At 24.0% G+C, this 20,966-nt stretch carries 14 protein-coding genes and 1 pseudogene; 11 read left to right on the top strand and 4 right to left on the bottom strand.

Annotated features, from left to right (window positions below; genetic code table 11):
- Nucleotides 1-654 precede the first annotated feature (654 nt).
- From udk to ABNS14_RS03105, 4 genes and pseudogenes are all read left to right on the top strand, one after another.
- A pseudogene (gene udk / locus ABNS14_RS03120) lies at nucleotides 655-1,294 on the top strand (uridine kinase).
- Between the two features lie 76 nt (nucleotides 1,295-1,370).
- Nucleotides 1,371-1,964 carry a dCTP deaminase gene (gene dcd, locus ABNS14_RS03115; RefSeq protein WP_348666264.1) on the top strand — a complete coding sequence of 198 codons (594 nt, stop codon included), beginning with the start codon at nucleotides 1,371-1,373 and terminating at the stop codon, nucleotides 1,962-1,964.
- Between the two features lie 1,205 nt (nucleotides 1,965-3,169).
- Entirely contained in the window at nucleotides 3,170-4,573 is a 1,404-nt protein-coding gene (gndA, locus tag ABNS14_RS03110) for an NADP-dependent phosphogluconate dehydrogenase (protein WP_348666262.1), read from the top strand.
- A 527-nt stretch (nucleotides 4,574-5,100) separates the two neighbouring features.
- Nucleotides 5,101-6,573 (top strand): DASS family sodium-coupled anion symporter, encoded by a 1,473-nt coding sequence (locus ABNS14_RS03105; RefSeq protein WP_348666261.1) that lies wholly within the window; start codon nucleotides 5,101-5,103, stop codon nucleotides 6,571-6,573.
- A gap of 182 nt (nucleotides 6,574-6,755) precedes the next feature.
- Here ABNS14_RS03105 and ABNS14_RS03100 read toward each other — a convergent pair whose 3' ends face one another.
- From ABNS14_RS03100 to ABNS14_RS03085, 4 genes are read right to left on the bottom strand one after another with little or no spacing between them, the layout of a single operon-like run.
- Entirely contained in the window at nucleotides 6,756-7,625 is an 870-nt protein-coding gene (locus ABNS14_RS03100; RefSeq protein WP_348666259.1) for a metal ABC transporter permease, read from the bottom strand.
- Nucleotides 7,618-8,508: a metal ABC transporter permease gene (locus ABNS14_RS03095; RefSeq protein ID WP_348666257.1), complete on the bottom strand. Its 891-nt coding sequence runs from the start codon at nucleotides 8,506-8,508 to the stop codon at nucleotides 7,618-7,620. The genes ABNS14_RS03100 and ABNS14_RS03095 overlap by 8 nt, the downstream gene beginning before the upstream one ends.
- 3 nt (nucleotides 8,509-8,511) lie before the next feature.
- Nucleotides 8,512-9,390, bottom strand: a complete 879-nt coding sequence (locus tag ABNS14_RS03090; protein WP_348666255.1) for an ATP-binding cassette domain-containing protein — start codon at nucleotides 9,388-9,390, stop codon at nucleotides 8,512-8,514.
- A gap of 2 nt (nucleotides 9,391-9,392) precedes the next feature.
- Nucleotides 9,393-10,304 (bottom strand): metal ABC transporter substrate-binding protein, encoded by a 912-nt coding sequence (locus ABNS14_RS03085; RefSeq protein WP_348666254.1) that lies wholly within the window; start codon nucleotides 10,302-10,304, stop codon nucleotides 9,393-9,395.
- A 1,416-nt stretch (nucleotides 10,305-11,720) separates the two neighbouring features.
- On the opposite strand from ABNS14_RS03085, the gene thrS reads away from it, so the two are divergent.
- The 7 genes from thrS (at nucleotide 11,721) to ABNS14_RS03050 (ending at nucleotide 19,859) form a co-directional block, all read left to right on the top strand.
- On the top strand, nucleotides 11,721-13,652 hold the full coding sequence (thrS, locus tag ABNS14_RS03080) for a threonine--tRNA ligase (RefSeq protein WP_348666253.1): 1,932 nt from the start codon (nucleotides 11,721-11,723) through the stop codon (nucleotides 13,650-13,652).
- Nucleotides 13,648-14,184, top strand: coding sequence for a translation initiation factor IF-3 (infC, locus tag ABNS14_RS03075; protein ID WP_348666675.1), 537 nt, complete (start codon nucleotides 13,648-13,650; stop codon nucleotides 14,182-14,184). The genes thrS and infC overlap by 5 nt, the downstream gene beginning before the upstream one ends.
- A 71-nt stretch (nucleotides 14,185-14,255) precedes the next feature.
- Nucleotides 14,256-14,456 (top strand): 50S ribosomal protein L35, encoded by a 201-nt coding sequence (gene rpmI / locus ABNS14_RS03070; protein ID WP_348666252.1) that lies wholly within the window; start codon nucleotides 14,256-14,258, stop codon nucleotides 14,454-14,456.
- Nucleotides 14,457-14,516: 60 nt separating this feature from the next.
- A complete protein-coding gene (gene rplT / locus ABNS14_RS03065) occupies nucleotides 14,517-14,888 on the top strand; it encodes a 50S ribosomal protein L20 (protein ID WP_348666251.1) in 372 nt (123 codons plus the stop codon).
- A gap of 1,275 nt (nucleotides 14,889-16,163) precedes the next feature.
- Nucleotides 16,164-17,153 carry a phenylalanine--tRNA ligase subunit alpha gene (gene pheS / locus ABNS14_RS03060; protein ID WP_348666250.1) on the top strand — a complete coding sequence of 330 codons (990 nt, stop codon included), beginning with the start codon at nucleotides 16,164-16,166 and terminating at the stop codon, nucleotides 17,151-17,153.
- 14 nt (nucleotides 17,154-17,167) lie between these two features.
- Nucleotides 17,168-19,561 carry a phenylalanine--tRNA ligase subunit beta gene (pheT, locus tag ABNS14_RS03055; protein WP_348666248.1) on the top strand — a complete coding sequence of 798 codons (2,394 nt, stop codon included), beginning with the start codon at nucleotides 17,168-17,170 and terminating at the stop codon, nucleotides 19,559-19,561.
- Nucleotide 19,562: 1 nt separating this feature from the next.
- Nucleotides 19,563-19,859 (top strand): integration host factor subunit alpha, encoded by a 297-nt coding sequence (locus ABNS14_RS03050; RefSeq protein WP_348666247.1) that lies wholly within the window; start codon nucleotides 19,563-19,565, stop codon nucleotides 19,857-19,859.
- Nucleotides 19,860-20,966 lie beyond the last annotated feature (1,107 nt).

Here is a 20,966-nt window from a genome sequence, read left to right as displayed (position 1 = left end):
TTAAAAACTAAATTTAGTATAAAAATACTTTAAGAAAAGTATATAATACTATATATAATAATTCGCTTATTATCAATAAAATTGTCGTTTTTTTTGCAAGTTATAATATAAAATTAATAAGTATAGAAAAATAAGTATAGAAAAACATTGCTTACATGAAAAACATTGCTTACATAATTACAAACGAAATCGATGTAGATGTTTTAAAGATTTATTTTATATATATTTTAATTTTATTTTTTATTTATACGGTTTTTTAATGGAAAAATTATTTATATTTCGTATTTAATAAAATATTATTTTTAATAATGTTTAAAAAAAATTATATAAGTTATCATCATTGAATCATTTGTTGCTTGTTATATAAAAATTATTAATATTTATAAATATATATAAAATTTTTATTAATTTTTGATTTATATATTTAACAAATATCGGTTCATAATATTATGATATTATTCATAATATTATGATATTATATTTTATAATATGTATTATAATATAATATACATTATAATATAGTGGATAATCAATGTTGATTTGTTTTATTAACTAAATGTCTTAATAAAAATAAAGCTAAAGATAGCGAAGAGATTTTATATAGATTTAATCTTGTAAGTTATATTTTACTTTTTTAAAAAAAGGTTTTTAAAAATGTCGAAAGTAGTACATCGGTGCACTATTGTAGGAATATCTGGTGCTTCAGCATCTGGAAAAAGTCTTATTGCAAAAACTATTTATAATGAATTACGTCATAAAGTTGGTGATAATAATATTGGCATAATTGATGAGGATTGTTATTATAAAAGTCAAGATGAAATGACTATGGAAGAAAAAAGTAAGGTAAATTATGATCATCCTAATTCTATGGATCATGATCTTCTATTTCATCATTTGCAATTATTAAAAATAGGTAAAGGAATTCATTTACCACAATATGACTATACTAATCATACGCGTAAAAATACGAAATTTTTTTTATTTTAAAAAAGTAATTATTCTTGAAGGTATTTTGTTGTTAACTGACAAACGTTTACGTGATGAATTAGATTTTGCAATTTATGTGGATACACCTTTAGATATTTGTTTGGTAAGAAGGATTAAAAGAGATGTTAATGAACGAGGAAGAACGTTAGATTCTATTTTAAAACAATATACGCAGACAGTACGTCCAATGTTTCTTCAATTTATTGAGCCATCAAAACAATATGCAGACATTATTATTCCTAGAGGAGGAAAAAATCGAGTAGCTATTGATATTTTAAAAGCAAAAATAGGAGAATTTTGTCAATAATTATTTATTTTTAAAATTTAATATTTTACTTTTAAAGCTCTTACTTAATTAAATTTTTTACTTAAAAGGATAAAAAATGCGCCTTTGTGATCGTGACATAGTTAATTGGCTTAATAAAAAAAAAATAATCATTGAACCAAGGCCATCAATTGAACGTATTAATGGAGCAACTGTTGATATTTGTTTAGGAAATAAATTTCGAGTATTTAAAGGATATAAAATACCTTATATTGATCTTAGTGGTAAAAAAAATGAAGTAAATGCCGCGTTAGATCAAATTATGAGTAATGAAATTATATTAAAGTATGATCATGCATTTTTTTTGCACCCTGCTGAATTAGCATTAGCAATTACTTTAGAAAAAATCTGTTTACCTGACAATATTGTGGGGTGGTTAGATGGTCGATCTTCGCTTGCTCGATTAGGATTGATGGTTCATGTTACTGCTCATCGTATTGATCCAGGCTGGTCTGGTAATCTTGTATTAGAATTTTATAATTCTGGTAAATTGCCATTAGCACTTAAACCAGGTATGATTATTGGTGCATTAAGTTTTGAATATTTATCAGGTTTTGCTGAAAGACCATATTATCTTCGACCCAATGCAAAATATAATAATCAAACAGGTGCAGTAGGAAGTAAAATTAATGAAGATGGAAAAATTGTGTGATAATATTCATAATTTAAAACAATATTTATTTTTATTGTTTATATTGTAAAATTTAAAATATATTAAAAATATTTTTTTGTAATTTTTATGTTTAACATAAATTATAAAATACATTAATTTTGTCGATGAAGTTAAGAATATTTTTTGTTTCTATTCATTTATTATAAAATGTTTAGGTTATTTAAATAATATAAAATTGTATATCGCTAAAATTATTAAAAGTTGATTTTTGTTAATATTTTGTGAATAACATAATGATGATTATAAATTTATTTTTTAATATAAAACAATTATTACAGTGTATATAAGTATTTATATATGAAATTAGGTTTTTAATGTTTTAAGTAGAAATATATTTACATTGATAAATTATATTAATCTGATGATGTGATTTTATAAATTTATGATTTTAAGTGTATCGATTTTTTTATTTATGTTATGGATTAAATATTGCAATTTCTTTTAACTAAAAATTTTTTATTTTAATATTTATTTTATTATGTTGTTTTTTAAAAGGGTACAAAAGATTATAGATATCAATATTTTATATTATATTTATATTTGTTTTATTTTTAAATTCAATCTATAATTCTATATTTTTTGATGACATAACTATAAGATTTTTATTTATAACAGAATAAAAATATAAAAATTATTTTTTATTTACATCTTTTATAGTTATTTTATAGTTAATTTATATATATTGATTGATATGCTTAATAAATATTAATTTATATTAATAAATATCATGAATTTATTATAAAATTACAATTATTTTTCAATATTATTTTATATAAATAAAATATGAATTTTATATAAATAAAATATGATATACTTAAATATATATATAATAAAATTATTTTATTAAAAATAAAAAATAATATCAAAAAATAATAATAATGAATTAATTGAAGATAAAAAATCTTTTTATTATTGTTTTCAAATACTCATGATAATAATAACCATTAAATATTTTTTAAAATCATATAATTTTGTAAATAATTATAGTAGATTAGTCATAATCATAAATTATAAAAGATATTTTGTTTTATTATAAAAAATATGTATACTTTTTTATATGTATTATATATAGATATACGTTTAACTTTTGTAGATAAAAATTAAAAAAATAGATAAATATTTGTTAGAATTTCTGTATATTTTAATATGTTTTGTGTCATTAGTCATTAAGATGAGTTTATTTTATGATAAAGCAACAAATAGGTTTAATTGGCATGGGTGTGATGGGTTGTAATTTAGCACTTAATCTTGCAAATCATGGTTATTCTGTTTCGATATTTAATCGTTCTAGAGAAAAAACTGATAAAATCATTAAAGAAAACATAGGTAAACAATTAATTCCTTTTTATCAGATTAATGAATTTGTTTTTTCATTAAAAAAACCGCGTTATATTTTATTGATGTTAAAAGCTGGAAATATTACAAATGAAATGATTATGTCATTAATACCTTATTTAGATAAGAATGATATTTTAATAGATGGAGGAAACTCTTATTTTCAAGATACTATTCGTCGTAATCAAGAACTTTCTAAATACGGAATTCATTTTATTGGTATGGGAATTTCTGGAGGACATGAGGGTGCATTAAAAGGTCCATCTATTATGGCTGGAGGACAAAAAGAAGCTTTTAATTTAATAGAACCTATTTTTAAAAAAATTGCAGCTAAAGTTAATGGTGAAGCATGTTTAAGTTATATCGGTTCTGATGGTGCCGGTCATTATGTAAAAATGGTTCATAATGCTATAGAGTATTGTGATATGCAAATTATTGCTGAAGTGTATTCTATATTAAAAAAAATATTAAATTTAAATAATGAAGAATTAGCTAATATTTTTAGTGAATGGAATAAAGGTGAATTAAATAGTTATTTGATTCAAATAACAGCTGATATTTTTCGTAAAAAAGAAAAAAATAGTATTTATTTGATAGATCTTATTTTAGATGTTGCAGTTAGTAAAGGAACAGGAAAATGGTCTAGTAAAAATGCTTTAGATTTGGAGATTCCTGCTGTTCTTGTTACGGAATCTCTATTTTCTCGTTATATTTCTTGTTTAAAAGAACAGAGATTAGCAGCATCAAAAATATTAACTGGACCAATTAATGTTAAATTTACAGGTAATAAAAAAACATTTATTGAAAAAATTCGTCAAGCACTTTACGTAGGAAAAATTATTGCTTATTCACAAGGATTTTATCAATTAAAGGTGGCATCAGATAAATATAAATGGCAATTGAATTATGCTGATATTGCAAAAATTTTTCGGTCTGGTTGTATTATTAGAGCACAATTTTTACAGAAAATCACTAATGCTTATTCTCAGAATCCATCTTTAGTGAATTTGATGCTATCCCCTTATTTTAAAAAAAATATTGATAAATATCAGGAATCATTGCGTGATATTGTATGTGTTGCTATAAAAAATGGTATACCATTACCTACTTTAACAGCAGCTATTTCATATTACGATAGTTATCGCGCTCCTGTTTTACCAGCTAATTTAATTCAAGCACAACGTGATTATTTTGGTGCTCATACTTATTTTCATATAGAAAAAGAAACTACTATGCATACTGAATGGATATAAACATGCTGAATAAATATAAAAATACATATAAAATATAAAAATACATATAAAAATGTTTTATTTTCATAAAATATTAATTAATTTTTTTGTATGATTCAGATATTCTATAAATTATTTTTTCGATAAAACATGTTATTTTATTTTTTGTATATTAAAATACTGATATTATATTATATACTTATAATACTGATTTTTTGTTTTTATAAAAATATGAAATTTATGATAAAAATTGATAAGTATTAATTGTTTATTATTTTTTTTTGGTGTTTTTGTTTTTTTGTTTTTTTATATTATTATATTATATGTTTATATAGTTTATATAGTTAATGTTCGATATTTGTTTTTTATTAAACATAAAATTTATTAAATATAAAAAATAAATTTCTTTTTAAAAAACAAAATAATATATAAAAATAATATAAATTATAAATTCATATTAAATGGATAATTTTACAGTACACGTAATTAACTTATAAAGTCAAATATTTTGATATCATATACTGTTTTCATTAATTGGATAATAAAATATGCATAAATTTATTCCGCTAAAACTTTTATCAACTTTTATTGTTATTGGAATTATTTTTTTAATTTGGTTTGTTATTCCTGCTCCTCAAGGAGTAGATGTTCATGCATGGCAACTATTTGCTCTTTTTATCGGTACTATATTGTCTATTATACTTAAAATATTACCGATAGGAGCTATTGCAATTATAGCTATTACTTTGATTGCTATAACTGGTGTAACTAATCCAAATAATGCAACGCAAGCAATTAATGATGCCTTAAGTGGGTTTTCTAATCAATTAATTTGGTTAATTGGTATTTCTATTATGATTTCTGTTAGTCTAAATAAGACAGGATTAGGTGCACGCATTGGTTATTATTTCATTTCTTTATTTGGTAAAAAAACCTTAGGTATTGCTTATTCTTTAGTAATCGCAGAAACAATATTAGCTCCAGTAACACCAAGTAATACAGCACGTGGTGGAGGAATAATACATCCGATTATGTGTTCTATTGCAGATAGCTTTGGTTCTAAACCAAAATCAAGTACTTCGAAAAAAATTGGACGTTATCTTGCATTGACTAATTTCAATATTAATCCTATTACATCAGCTATGTTTATTACTGCAACAGCTCCTAATCCATTGATTGTAAGTTTAATTATGGCAAATACTATCCCAACATTTGAAATAACTTGGGGAATGTGGGCTATAGCTGCTTTTGTTCCCGGTGTTATTTCGTTATTAATAATGCCATTAATCATTTACTGGATTTATCCTCCTGAAATTAAAGTAACACCAGATGCGCAAATTTTTGCTCAAGAAAAATTAAAACAGTTAGGAGTTATTTCAAGAGCAGAAATAACTACTTTAGTGATATTTTTTATCTTATTGTTAATGTGGGCAGATATACCTGCTTTTATTTTTGGTAATGCTTTTAGCATCAATCCAACAACAGCGGCATTAATTGGAATTTCTATTTTGTTGTGTACTGGAGTGTTAGAGTGGAATGATATTTTAAAAACTAAAGGAGCTTGGGATACAATTACTTGGTTTGCTGCATTAGTTATGATGGCTACTTTTTTGAGTAAACTTGGATTAATTCATTGGTTTTCGCAAACAGTTGGTAGTATTATTAGTCATATGGGTCTTAATTGGATTTTAGGAACTTTATTGTTAGTATTTATATATGTGTATTCTCATTACTTTTTTGCCAGTACTACAGCCCATATTATGGCAATGTTAGCGGCATTTTTTACTGCAGGATTAACATTAGGTGCTCCTCCTATGTTGTTAGGTCTGATTTTAGCTTTTTCCTCATCATTAATGATGTCATTAACACATTATGCTACAGGTAGTGCACCAATTATTTTCGGTTCAGGTTATGCTACTTTATCTGAATGGTGGAAAATAGGCTTTATATTAAGTATGGTTAATCTTTTTATATGGATTGTGATTGGTGGTTTATGGTGGAAAGAATTAGGTTATTGGTAAATAACCATAACCAATATTAATATATTAACAGTATGATTTTTATAGAAATTTTAAATATATTATATTAATTATTTTTTTATAAATTTTTTGTTTTTTCTAAACACTTTTTAAAAAAACTAAAAAGACTTATAAGATTATAAAAAAAATATTTTTAAAATAAGCTAATAATAATTATATTGTTTTTATGTTTTTTTAAGATTTTTATCTGATCTAAATATAAAATGATTATATGTTTTTTTTATATAATTATATATTAATGAAATTATAAAATATATGGCTTGAGTAATTACGATACAAGGTCCTGTTGCTCCATCAATATAAAAACTAATAATAGTACCTAAAAAAGAAGAGGTAATGGAAACAATAATAGCTATGATTACCATTTTTTTAAAATTTTTGCATAGCGTAAAAGCAATAATACCAGGAGAAATCAACATAGCAATAACAACAATAATACCAACTGCTTGTAAAGACGCTACGATAATTAGAGATAATAAAGAAAGAAACCAATAATGTAAGATTTCAACAGATAAACCTACAATTTTTGCTTGGTTAGGATCAAAGCAATAAATCAAAAAATCTTTATGTTTTAATAAAATCATCACAGCACTGAATCCTGATATCCAAAGTATTTGTTGGAATTCAATTTCATTAATACCTAATATATTACCAAAGAGAATATGGGTAAGATGTTGGTCTGTATCAATGTATGTAAACAGCACTAATCCTAGAGCAAACATACCAGAAAATACAATACCCATTATGGTATCCTCTTTAATACGGCTATTATTTTTTAAATAACCAGTTGCATAAGAACAAAAAAATCCTGATAAAAAAGCTCCAAAAGATAAAGGGATACCGAATAAAAAAGCAAGAATTATTCCAGGTAATACAGCATGAGAGATAGCATCTCCCATTAGAGACCACCCCTTTAAGATTAAAAAACAAGAAAGTATAGCACATACTGATCCAGTAATTAATGCGCTAATAATAGCTTTTTGCATAAAAGAAAAGGTAAAAGGTGTTATTAATAATTCTATGAATTCATTCATTACAATTTATTTTTTGTGTACATTGCATAACATTTATGTTTTTTTTGTTTCTCTTTATATATTTAATAAATAAACCATATTTTGGTGCAAAAAAGAAAGCAAAAAGAAATATTATAGTTTGTATTATGACAATAATGCCACCTGTAGCTCCATTTATGAAATAACTGATATAAACACCAATAGTACTAGATATAAATCCAATAATTATCGCAATAAGTAGTAATCGATTGAATTGATCTGTAAGTAAGTAAGCTGTTGCACCTGGTGTAATTACCATTGCAATAACAAGTATTGATCCCACTGTTTGTAAAGCTGTAACCGTACATGCAGTTAATAATGTAAAAAAAATTATTTTTAATTTTAATGGATTTAATCCAATAGAACGCGCATGATTTTCATCAAAAAATACAACTAATAAATTTTTCCATATAAAAATTAATATAATAAATGAAATTATTGTAATAATTCCAATTTGGATTATATCTTCATTCGCAATACCTAAAATATTACCAAAAATAATAGTTTGTACATTTACTGATGTAGGATTTAATGACAGGATTAATAATCCTAAAGCAAAAAAAGTAGAAAAAATAAAGCCAATGATTGCATCTTCTTTAAGATTAGAGACATGACGTATTAAAGTTATTGCTAGTGCAGCGAGAATACCGCTAAAAAATGCACCTACAGAATAGGGAAGAGAAAGAGCATAAGCTCCAGCAATACCGGGAACAACTGAATGAGAAAGAGCGTCTCCCATTAAAGACCATCCCTTTAACATGAGATAAGCAGAAAGAAAAGCACAGACTACTCCAACAATACCACTGATTAAAATTGCTTTTATCATGTAGTTATATTCAAAAGGTTGCAGTAATAAATTTACCATGCTTTATATTTTCCTATTATTTTTTTTGATAAGAGATATTTCTTGTTCATGATCTCCATAAAAAACTGCTGCTTTTTCATCATCAGTAATTACAGTTAATGAACGAGGATCGTCATCATCATGAAGTTCTGTACCAGAAAGGTGAATATGGCGTAATACACCACCAAAAGCGAGTTGAAGATTTTTTTTTGTAAAAGTAGTTTCAATCGGACCACTAGCTAATATTGTGCGGTTTACTAAAATAACTTGATCACAAAATTCAGGGACGCTACCTAAATTATGGGTAGAGACTAAAATTAAATATCCATTATTACGGAGTACACGTAAAAGATCAATAATTGAATTTTCTGTATTTATATCTACCCCGGTAAATGGTTCATCAAGTAGTAATACTTTTCCCTGTTGAGCGAGTGCTCTTGCAAGAAAGACTCTTTTTTTTTGTCCTCCAGAGAGTTCTCCGATTTGTCTTTTTTCTAAACCTGTTAACCCCATACGATTTAATGAATCAGCAACAATTTTTTTATCTTTTTTTGTTGGTATTTTTAATATGCCCATTTTTCCGTATCTGCCCATCATTACGACATCAGATACTAAAATAGGAAAATTCCAATCAATTTCTTCATTTTGTGGCACATAAGCAATAATATTTTTTTGAAGAGCTTTTTTTATTTCACTATTGTTTAATGTTACTAATCCTTTTGTTGGTTTTATTAAACCCATGATTGTTTTAAATAGAGTTGATTTGCCACTGCCGTTTATTCCTACTAATGCATAAATTGAACCACCAGTTATATCAAGGTTAGCATCATAAATAGCAATATGTGCATTATTGTATTTAACAGTAATGTTATCGATAATTAAATGAGGTTTATCATAATGCATAATTATTTGCCGAAACCTTTTGCAATAGTGTCAACAGTTGTATTTAGGAGTTCTATATATGTTGGTACTGGACCATCACTTTTAGATAAAGAATCTACATATAGTATACCACCGTATTGAGTGTTTGTTTCTTTACTAAGCTGTTTTGCTGGTTTATCAGAGACGGTGCTTTCACTAAATACTACAGGGATTTTATATTTTTTTATAATCTTAATAACTTTACGAACTTGTTGTGGAGAAGTTTGTTCTTCAGCATTAATTGGCCATAGATAAGCTTCTTTAAAATTGTAATCATGAGCCAGATAACTAAAAGCACCTTCACTAGTTACTAACCAACGTTTTTCTTTCGGAATTTTTGCAAGTCTTTTGCGTAATGGTGCATCAATTTCTTTTATTTTATTAGCATATATTTTTGCATTATTATTATATGTTTTTATGTTTTCTGGATCATATTTTATAAATGCTTCACGAATATTTTCTATATATATCAATGCATTTTTTGGAGACATCCAAGCATGAGGATTAGGATTACCTTTATGTCCTCCTTCTCTAATTGGCATTAATTTTATTCCTTTAGTAACAATAACAGCAGGAATATCATTTAAATTTTCAAAAAAACGATAAAACCATTTTTCAAGTCCTAATCCATTCCATAAAATTAAATCAGCATTATGTGCTTTTAAAATATCTTTTGGCGTTGGCTGATATTCATGAATTTCTGCTCCAGGTTTTGTAATAGAATAAATATTTGCTGAATTACCTGCTATATTTTTAGCAATATCTTGAATAATAGTAAAAGTAGTTACTACAGTAATTTTTTTTGCATTTACCACGGTATTTGAAAAAAATATTGTAATTAATATTATTGAACCAATAATTTTTTTTTTGAATAAATTGTTAGATTTTTTTTTCATAAATGTTTTTAAATTTACAAACTAAATTTTAGTTATAGGAACTATATAAAAAAATTATATGACTAATATTTTAATAAAGTATACATTATTTTACTAAAATAAATTATATTTAATTTTTGTTATTGTAGTTTTTATTTGATTTAATATAAAAAATATCGCAAAAATACTATTTTTATTAGTTAACATGACTATGTTATTAAGCATTTTTATCGTGAATCATTCAAATATATTAAAATTTAGAAAAATTTTGAATTATTAAAAATTTTTTATAAATAAATATTTTGTATGTTATGTTTATTTTTTAGTGTATATTTTTGTTTTTTTATTTTTTGATTTTGTAAAGTTTGCATATATTAAAATAATAAAAATATCATAAATTTTAAAAACATGATTATTGATATTTTTTGTCAATTATTGATATCAAATTAATCGCTGATTGTAATTTAAGATAAATTTTAATTTGCAAGATATTTGCAATAATAAAAGTATTTTTTGAATTTTCGTGTTATTTAATTAATATTACAAATTTGTATTAATATTTTTACTTTCTATAATCAGTAATTTTTTTATTACTTTTCTGTAAGAAAAAGTCGTCCTATTTTATTATTTTAATGTTTGTTTATTATTATAATGAAATTAGAATTAATTATAAATTTAATAAAATAAAGTTATTTTATTTTAAATAGATAATTTTATTTAAAATTATTCATAATATCCAAGAAGATTATTGTTTTTTGTAATTAAGTAATCATAAGTAATTATTATAAAATATTTGATATAAAATATTTTTAAAAGAGTACGTTCTATGATTTTTTTTAAAAAAAATCGGTCAATTTCTATTATTCTATATAGAGTAAATTGATTGATTAAAAAATATGTTTTGAGAATATCATTATAATGATTGTGATTAAAATAAAACTGAATATAAAAGAAAATAATATTGAAGATTTTTTATTTTTTATATTAATATAATATTTTTTGTAATTGAGTATATAAAATAATACATATAATGAAAAATATTTATATATATTTTGGAATATTTTAGTAAGTAAAATATAAATTATTTTTTAAATTTCAGAATACTATGCTAAATAAAAAAATATTTTTTTTTATATTACTTTAAAATAAATAGACATATGAAAAATATAAAGATAAAGATATTACTAAAAATGAATATTTATATTAAAGTTGAGCAAATAAAAATAAAATTTATTTTTATTTGAAATTTATTAATGCATTGTACAATACAATTTTTTGTGATGAAATAGTATAATATTTCATAAGTATTATAAAGTAATATAGATAACATAACACATAGCATAAATATAATAAAACATTGTATATATTTTAGAATATTTTAATAAATTTAAATTATGAATTTTTTGATGATTCACTATTCTAAATAAAGGATTTTCAATGCCAATTATTACTCTTCTTAATGGTAACCAACGTAAATATAAAAATTCTATTTCAGTTATGGACATTGCTCATGATATTAATCTAGTCCTTTCAAAGGAATGTATTGCTGGTTTTGTGAATGGTGAACTTGTTGATGCTAGTTATATTGTTGATAAAAATGCTAAAGTACTGATTATTACTTCTGAAGATCCAGTAGGATTAAAGATTATTCGGCAGTCATGTATTTTTTTGCTCGGACAAGCTATAAAACAATTATGGCCAAGTATTAAACTGGCAAGTTGTAATATTATAAAAAATGGTTTTTATTATGATGTTGATCTTGAGCATTCTTTGATAGAAGAGGATTTAGAAAAAATTGAAGACAAGATGCATGAACTGGTAAAAAAAAAATATAATATCATTAAAAAAGAAGTTAGTTGGAAAGAAGCAAAAAATATTTTTTTAGCTAGAAATGAAAATTATAAAATTCAATTTTTAGAAAAAAAATTTGAGAAAAAAAAATATTTAGAAATTTCTTATTATCAAGAATATGTTGATATTTCTTCTGGTCCAGATATACCTAATATACGTTTTTGTAATTATTTTAAATTACAAAAAATAGCTGGAGCTTATTGGTGTGGTAATAAAAATAATAAAATGTTACAAAGGATTTATGGAACAGTTTGGTCTAATAAAAAACAATTAGATTCTTATTTACTATCTTTAAAAGAGGCAAAAAAAAGAGATCATCGTGCAATTGCTAAAGCACTTGATTTGTATCATATTCAGGACGAAGCACCAGGTATGACATTTTGGCATAATAATGGTTGGGTTATATTTCTTGAATTAAAAAAAATGATTCGCAGTAAATTATATGAATATCAATATGAAGAGGTTAACACTCCATTAATGATGGATCGCATTCTTTGGGAAAAAACAGGTCATTGGGAAAATTATAAAGAAAATATGTTTGTTACTTCTTCTGAAAATCGTGAATATTGCATAAAACCTATGAATTGTCCAGAACACATACAAATTTTTAATCAAGGATTAAAATCTTATCGTGATCTGCCATTGCGTATGGCAGAATTTGGAAGCTGTCATCGTAATGAGCCATCAGGAGCTTTACATGGTCTTATGCGAGTTCGTGGTTTTACTCAAGATGATGCTCATATTTTTTGTACTGAACAACAAATTGTAGATGAAGTCAAAAATTGTATTAAAATGATTTATGATATTTATTCAATATTTGGATTTAAAAAAATTACAGTTAAATTATCTACTCGACCAAAAAAACGTATAGGTACTGATATACAATGGGATCGAGCAGAATCAGATCTTGCTATAGCATTAGCAAATATTCCATTTAGTTATGAAAAAGGTGAAGGCGCATTTTATGGTCCTAAAATCGAATTTACGCTTTATGATTGTTTAGATCGAGCGTGGCAATGTGGTACTGTACAACTTGATTTTTCATTGCCTAGTTGTTTAAATGCTTTTTATATTGATGAACATAATGAACGTAAAATTCCTGTAATGATTCATCGTGCTGTTTTAGGTTCACTTGAACGTTTTATTGGAATTCTAACGGAGGAATATGGTGGTTTTTATCCAACATGGTTAGCACCATTACAAGTTATTGTAATTAATATTACAGATAAACAAATTGATTTCGTAAAAAAAATATTTAAAACATTGTGTAATGTTGGTATTCGTGTGAAAGTAGATTTAAGAAATGAAAAAATAGCTTTTAAAATTCGCGAGCATACTTTGCGTCGCGTACCTTATATGTTAATCTGTGGTGATAAAGAAATAAAGTTAGAAAAAGTATCTATTCGAACTTGTAGTGGAAAAAATTTAGGAATATTTACTATTGCAGAATTTATAAAACGAATTCTCAATGAAATTCAAACTCGTAGTATGCATCAATGGGAGGAAATGAAATATTAAAGTTGGAAGAAAAATTCAGACGATTCGTCAAAATCGTATCAATAAGGAGATTCGAGCTTCTGTAGTTCGTTTAACCGATGTTAATGGTGAACAACTTGGTTTGTTTAGTTTAAAAGAAGCCCTTTTAAAAGCCGATCAAGCCGGCTTTGATTTAGTGGAAATCAGCCCCAATGCTGATCCACCAGTTTGTCGTATTATGGATTATGGTAAATTTCTTTATGAAAAAAGCAAATTACTGAAAGAGCAGAAAAAAAAACAAAAAGTAATTCAGTTAAAAGAAATTAAATTTCGTCCTGGGACAGATGAAGCTGATTATCAAGTGAAATTACGTAATCTTATTCGATTTTTAGAAAGTGGTGATAAAGTAAAAATTACCTTACGTTTTCGTGGGCGTGAAATTGTTCATCAACAGATTGGTATTAATATGTTAAATCGTATTAAAAATGATTTGAAAGAACTTTCAGTTGTTGAATTTTTTTCAACAAAAATAGAAGGTCGTCAAATGATTATGGTATTAGTTCCAAAAAAATAATTTTTTTTGAATGAATCTCACCCAATAAAGTCGTATGTTGATATAACTAATTAGGCGTAATGGATATTAAAATGCCAAAAATAAAAACAGTGCGTAGTATGGCAAAACGTTTTAAAAAAACTGCAAAAGGCAATAATTTTAAACATAAGCAAGCTAATCTTCGTCATATTTTGACCAAAAAATCAACTAAGCGTAAGCGTCATTTACGAGCGAAAACCATGGTATCAAAAGGTGATTTAAATTTAATAATTACTTCTTTACCATACGCATAATTTTTGATTGTTAGCTTGAAATTTGATAAATTTCATTTTAAAGTATATTAGGAAAATTAAATGGCTCATGTAAAAAGAGGCGTAGTAGTTCGAGCTCGTCATAAAAAAATATTAAAACAAGCAAAAGGTTATTATGGTCTTCGATCACGTGTTTATCGAGTTGCTTTGCAAGCAGTAATAAAAGCAGGGCAATATGCTTATCGTGATCGTCGTCAGCGTAAGCGACAATTTCGTAAATTATGGATTATTCGTATTAATGCTGCTGCACGACAACATGGTTTGTCTTATAGCTATTTCATGAATGGTTTAAAAAAAGCTTCTATTGAAATTGATCGTAAGATACTATCTGATATTGCTATTTTTGATAAAATAGGATTTTTAGCATTAATTACACAAGCAAAAACTGCATTAGGAGAAATAAAAAATGCTTAGTGTTTTTTTTAATTTTAAAAATTATTATTTTTTATAAATTATCATATATATTATATAATAATTTATATCAATATATTAAAAATATAAGTGATATAAAAGTAAATTAAATATAAAAAGTATTTTTTGAAATTTTTTGTAAATTTTTGAGAACTGCTATATTTTTTTGATTGTATAAAAAATTTATAAATTTAGAATTTATTAAAATAAATATTAAAAATATTACCTCTTTTTTTGATTCTTAGCATTTTACACTGTTTTTTTTATAAAAAAATGTGGATTATGAAGAAGAAAAAACTGTGATTATAAAGATTATAGCTGATGTTAGAAAAAATAGTAATTTTTTATAAAATATAAGAATATAAGAAAAAATATTGTAAAAAAAATTATGTTTTATAAAATTTTTATCAAAATAATCTTTTTAAAATCAATAAGATTTATGAAAGAGCTAAAGTCATAGAAAAAAAATATTTGTTAATTTTGATTTCTTTTAACCAATTATAAAGATAATTACGTCTTTACATACTTATGAAATTTAAATATATGAATTTGATAAATCGTATTTTTTTTGTTCATGATTTATTTATTAAATCATTATTATGCAGTAATGATTATTCCTATTTTATAAAAAATTATTTTTTAAAAAAGTTAAAAATTATATGTTTTAATAAAATTTTGGTAATCTTTTAAGTTAGAATTTTTTTTAAACATTGATTTAAATTAATGTAAAATATTTTATCAATTTTTCTCATGTAAAACTATAAATTCTCATCTATAACATTCATTTTAATATAAAAATATTAATTTTATAAAAAATAAAAGTTTTTGTGTTGTTTTAAGTAAAAAAATATTAATAAAATCACATTTATTCAAAAATAAATACATAAATTTTTTAGAGATAAATATTATAGAGATATTTTTATTTCCGTATTTGCTTATAAAGTATTTTTTGATAAAAATAAAAAAATGTATTATTTTTTTTATCTGCTGTGAATTAAGTTATTTATATTGAATAGAAATTTAATAAAATTAAATATCAAAATAGTTATTAATGCATAAATCATACTAAAAAATATTTGATAAAAATTATTAATTTCATGATTGATATTTATAAAAAGAAAATATTTTAAAAATAATTAATTTAGTATATTAGATAGATAGTTATTTTATATACTAAAGGTAACATCATATATAAATTATAAAAAACTTTTATTTTTTATAAAAAATAAATTTGCAAAAAAATGATGTTAATAAAAATATTTTTAATATGAGGAAATAATGTTACAACTTACTAAGTTGGCTGCACAAGCAAAAGAAGCTATAAAAAACACTCAAAATTTTACTGCATTGAATTCGGTACGTATTGAATTTTTAGGAAAAAAGGGTCATTTTGCGTCAAAATTATCCATGTTACGAAATTTGTCTAAATCTGAAGAAGAGAGAGTATTGCTGACTATAAAAATTCATAAAATTAAAAATGAAATTAAAAATTTGCTAAGAGTTCGAAAAAAGCAGTTAGAAAATAATATCCTGAATGAGAAATTAGTTTTTGAAAAAATAGATGTGTCATTACCTGGTCGTTTTGATAAAAATGGTAGTTTACATCCAGTGAATCGAACAATTGAAATGATTGAGGAATGGTTTGTTACACTTGGTTTTTCTGTTGTTTCTGGTTTTGAAATAGAAGATGATTATCATAATTTTGATGCTTTAAATATTCCAATATATCATCCAGTTCGTATTTCACATGATACTTTTTGGTTTAATGATGCTCTTTTGCTGCGAACACAAACTTCTGGTATACAAATTCGGATTATGAAAAGAAAAAATCCTCCGATTCGTATTATTTCATCTGGTCGTGTATATCGTAATGATTATGATCAAACACATACTCCAATGTTTCATCAAACAGAAGGTTTAATTATTGATAAAAATATTAATTTTAGTAATTTGAAAGATATATTACATGCTTTTTTAAATTATTTTTTTGAAGAAAAAATTAAAGTACGTTTTCGATCTTCCTATTTTCCATTTACTGAACCATCTGCTGAAGTTGATGTGATGGGAAGTAATGGGAAATGGTTAGAAGTGTTAGGTTGTGGGATGGTACATCCAAATGTATTACGTAATGTTAATCTTAATCATAATATATATACAGGTTTTGCTTTTGGTATGGGCATAGAACGTTTAACAATGTTACGTTATAAGATAACTGATGCACGCATATTTTTTGAAAATGATCTTCGTTTTCTTAAACAATTTAGATAAGACAGGATTATTAAATGAAGTTCAGTGAATATTGGTTACGTGAATGGGTAAATCCAGAAATTAATACTCAAGAATTATCAGATCAAATGACAATGGCCGGTTTAGAAATAAAGGAAGTAAAACCTGTTGCAGGTCAATTTCAAGGTGTAGTAATTGGTGAAATTGTTGAATGTAATCAACATCCTAATATAAATAGTTTATTTTTAATAACAATTAAGATTGGTTTAAATAATTTCATAAATATTATTTATGATAATGTAAAGAGCTTTTACAAAGGATCAAAAGTAGCGGTTGCTATGATTGGTGCTATATTGCCTGATAATGTTATGGTAAAAGTTAAAATAATAGGAGGTAAATCCTCTGAAGGAATTCTTTGCTCGTATTCTACATTAGGGATTTATAATAATTATAGTGATATTATTCAGTTTCCTTATGATGCTCCTATTGGTATGAATATTCGGGAATATTTAAAACTTGATGATTGTATTTTTGAGTTAAGTTTGACACCTAATCGTGCTGATTGTTTAAGTATTCTGGGTCTTGCTCGTGATGTTAGTGCTATTAATAATCTTAGATTTAACGCAATAAAAATTAAATCAGTAGAAGTTACTGAAAATATTATTTTTCCAATTCATATTGCAGTTCCGAATGCTTGCCCCCGTTTTTTAGGTAGAGTTATTAAAGGAATTAATCTTAAAGCTCCAATTCCTATTTGGATGAAAGAAAGATTAAACCGAAGTGGTATTCGTAGTATTAATGCTGTTCTTGATATTACTAATTATGTATTGTTAGAGATAGGACAACCTTTGCATGTTTATGATATAGATAAATTACATGGAACTTTAATTGTTAGAATGGCTAAATTTAATGAAAATTTAGTTTTGTTAGATAATCGTAAAATAATTTTAAACCAAGATACCGTAGTAATTGCTGATGAGAAAAATATTGTAGGTATTGCTGGTATTTTTGGTGGAAAATATTCTGGGATAAATGAATATACTACTAATATTTTTTTAGAATCAGCTTTTTTTAATCCATTATCTATTATTGGACGTGCTCGTAATTATGGTTTGCATACTGAAGCTTCTCATCGTTTTGAAAGAGGTGTAGACCCACAAATACAATATACAGCTATGGAAAGAGCTAGTAAATTAATAATTGATATTTGTGGAGGAAGAGCTGGTGATATTGTTAGTATTACTTCTGAAACAGATTTACCTAAAAAAATAAATATTTTGCTGACTCAAAAAAAAATTTATCGTTTAATTGGTCATAATATTGATAATATGCAGGTTACTAAAATTCTGAAGTGTTTAGGTTTTCAAGTATTTACTCAAAAAGATTCTTGGAAAGTTACTGTTCCATCTTGGAGATTTGATATCCAGATTGAAGAAGATCTAATCGAAGAAATTATCCGTATTTATGGGTATCAGAATATACCAAATATACCATTAAATCTTGATTTAATGATTCCTATTCATAATTTTAATGAAAAGCTTTCTTTGAAAAGAGTAAAAACTTTATTAATAGATCGTGGATATAATGAAGTGATTACTTATAGTTTTGTTGATCCTAAAATTCAAAAATTACTGCATCCAAAAGAAAAGGCCATGATTTTGCTTCATCCTATTTCTGTGAATATGTCTGAAATGCGTCTTTCTTTACTCCCAGGATTATTAACAACAGTCATTTATAATCAAAATCGTCAGCAAAATCGTATTCGCATATTTGAAACTGGATTAAGATTTGTACCAGATGTAGATGCAAAGTATGGTGTGCGTCAAGAATTTATGTTAAGTGGAATTATCAGTGGTTATCGTTATGAAGAACATTGGTTACAAGAGAAACGGTTTGTTGATTTTTTTGATATAAAAGGTGATCTTGAACTAATATTATCACTTACAGGGAAGTTAGATAATATTGTTTTTAAGAACCATTTTTCTTCACTATTTCATCCTGGACAAAGTTCCAGAATTTATTTAAATGATCATTTTATTGGACATGTTGGAGCTATTCATCCTGCTATTGAAAATAAGTTAAAGTTATATAATAGAATATTTTTTTTTGAATTATTATGGGATGCGTTTAAAGATTGTGCTTTTCCTTCAGTAAATAGGATTTCCCGTTTTCCTTGTAATCGAAGAGATATTTCTATTGTGGTATCAAAAAAAATACCTGCAGCAGATATTTTAGCGGAATGTAAAAAAAGTAATATAAAGTATATAGTTGATGTAAACTTATTTGATGTTTACTGTGGTAAGGGTGTCGCAGAAGGTTATAAAAGTCTTGCTATTAGTCTGACTTTGCAGGATACACTCCGTACTTTAGAGGAAAAAGATATCGTAGCCACTGTTAATAAATGTGTTGCTGCGTTAAAACAAAGATTTCAAGCATATTTGAGGGAGTAATATGGCACTTACAAAAGCTGAAATATCAGAAGATTTATTTAAAAAATTAAAAATAAGAAAATGTGATGCAAAAAATATTGTAGATTTATTTTTTGAGCAAATTCGTTGTTCATTAGAAAATGGTGAGCCAGTAAAACTTTCAGGATTTGGTAATTTTTCTTTACGTAATAAAACTAAACGTCCAGGTAGGAATCCAAAAACTGGTGAAAATGTTCCAATTTCTGCTCGTCGCGTAGTTACTTTTAGAGCGGGACAAAAATTAAAAAATCAAGTCAAAAATATAAAAATTTATAAATAATTATATTATTATGTAATAATTTTTAAAATTAAAAAATATATTTTATGTAATATAGGTATATTATTATGGATAAATAGATTATTAAAATGTTTGATATAAAAAACAAGAATTTATTAAGTTTTATTTCTTATTTATGAAATCATTACAAAATTAATCGTTAAATCATCTTTTATTTTAATTTTTTATTTTTGAATAATATAAAATTTTAATTATTAATGTATTTTATGCGATATTTGTATAATGATTTCTAATAAAATATGTTTAATATTTATAAAAATTAATATTTATATTAATCTTAAAATTTTGATAAACAAGGAGTTTGGCAAGTAATACATGATAATTTTTTAAAAAATGATTATATACATATCTTCAATAATAACAAAATTTTTAAAAGATTTTTTCTGTCTGTATTTTTATAATATATATCTTTTTCTGATATGTTTATATATTATTGATATTGCTAATATTGCATGTTTAGCATTACGTTTTAATGAAACTAATACGTAATACTTTTAAAGTAGTTTTAAAGTTTTTTTTGTAAAAGTCAAAAAATACTTGAATAAAAAAACATATTAAAATTAATATAATTTATCTTTATCATTTTTATAAATATAATATCTTATAGTTATTTTATAAATTATAATTTTTAATTAATTTAATCTAAAAATAAAATTGGTTAATAATATTATTAAATATGATTAATTCATTTCTAAGATTTAAATTAATTGCAGATTAATTTTTCAAAAATATTAAATTATTAATGTATCATGATGCTTTATAGTTTTAATATATTAATATATGATAATATTAAAATGAAATAATTATTGAAACTTTTTATTTTTTATACAGTTAAAAAATATTAATTAATCAATTTTTTAATTATCTAAATTAATAATTTAATAATTATAATAATTATATTATAGAATTTTTGATAATATTTTATTTTTGAGGATGATATTCAATATTTAATTAAAAGTATTTTTCTTTATTAAATTAATAAATTTAATTTTTTAGATAAAAATATAAAGTATTTTTTTAGAAAAATAAATTTTATATAAGTCAATATTTAATATTTATGCATGATATGTTTTTGTAAATAACTTTATT

This window comes from Arsenophonus symbiont of Ornithomya chloropus (genome assembly GCF_964026495.1).
GTDB lineage: Bacteria > Pseudomonadota > Gammaproteobacteria > Enterobacterales > Enterobacteriaceae > Arsenophonus.
Note: the sequence above shows the minus strand (reverse complement) of the source record. Positions and strands in the feature narration are given on the sequence as shown.